We start from the raw sequence: 1295 nt of genomic DNA on the forward strand, positions 1-1295 counted from the left end.
TTATTCGTTGCCTCACTGAAAATGCGCGCGTACGCCCAGTGGATGGGGTTGACGTTGGCAGAGCGCAGGGCAATCACCGAGACGGTCGCCACCCGCTACCAGCTGGCGAGTAAGCGCGGAAAGAGTCGGATCCTCGATGAGTTGTGCGCCAACACCGGGTGGCACCGAAACCATGCCCGCAAGGCGCTCAAAGCGGCGCTGCAGCCCAGGATCGTCACCCCACGCAGCGCCCGGCCCGTGAAGTACGGACCCGAGGTCATCGCGGCACTCACGATCTGCTGGACAGTGCTTGGCATGCCCGCCGGCAAACGGCTCGCGCCGATGCTCGCTGAATTGGTCGCCGTGCTGCGCCATTTCGGAGAACTGGCCATCGACGAGGGCACCGCGCAGCTGTTGGTATCGATGTCGGCAGCCACCATCGATCGCCGCCTGGCCGGTGAGCGCGCCAAATACCAGCTCAAGGGACGTGTCGGGACAAAGCCGGGCTCGCTGCTCAAAAGCCAGATCCCGGTGCGTACCTGGGTCGAATGGGACGACGCTGTGCCCGGCTTCGTCGAGATCGACACGGTCTTCCACGACGGCGGCAACCGCGGTGGAGGCCATGCCTTCACATTGACGGTCACCGACATCGCCACCGGCTGGACCGAGAGCCGCTCACTGCCCGACAGGGCGGCCAAACACGTACTGGCCACCCTCGATCACATCGCCGCCGCGATGCCGTTCCCGATCGTCGGCGTGGACTCTGACAACGGCTCGGAATTCATCAACGATGACCTGCTGACATGGTGTCAAAACCGCCGCATCACTTTCACCCGGTCACGGCCGGGCAACAAGAACGACGGCTGCCACGTCGAGCAGAAAAACTGGGCCGTGGTACGCACAGTGGTCGGCTACTACCGCTACGACACCGCATCAGAACTGTTGCTACTCAACGAAATCTGGCATCTGCAGTCAAAGCTGACCAACTACTTCCACCCCCAGCAGAAACTGATCTCCAAGGTCCGCACCGGAGCCAAGGTGTCCCGGAAACACGACCAGGCCAGGACCCCCGTTTAACCGCGCGATCAATCACCCGAGCATGGCTGTGGAACGCATCGTTGCGCTCAAGCGGACCCACTCGCTGATCAATCCGGCCGCCACCCAACGCCAGATTCAGGCGTTGACCGCCCAGCTCTTCGCCCTGGCCACCAGCAAAGCCCCAGCCGGCAGCCCCGCTCCAGTCACCAAGCGCGCACGCGCACGTGAGGCAACAAACCACCCTTCGCGCGCATCTTGACGTGAGGCAACAAGCCGAC

At 63.3% G+C, this 1295-nt stretch carries 1 pseudogene; it reads left to right on the top strand.

What is annotated here, in order from left to right:
* The first annotated feature begins 42 nt into the window (after positions 1-42).
* Positions 43-1276, top strand: a pseudogene (locus tag AWC25_RS09575) (DDE-type integrase/transposase/recombinase).
* The last annotated feature ends 19 nt before the right edge of the window (positions 1277-1295 follow it).

The organism is Mycobacterium sherrisii, from assembly GCF_002102355.1.
GTDB lineage: Bacteria > Actinomycetota > Actinomycetes > Mycobacteriales > Mycobacteriaceae > Mycobacterium > Mycobacterium sherrisii.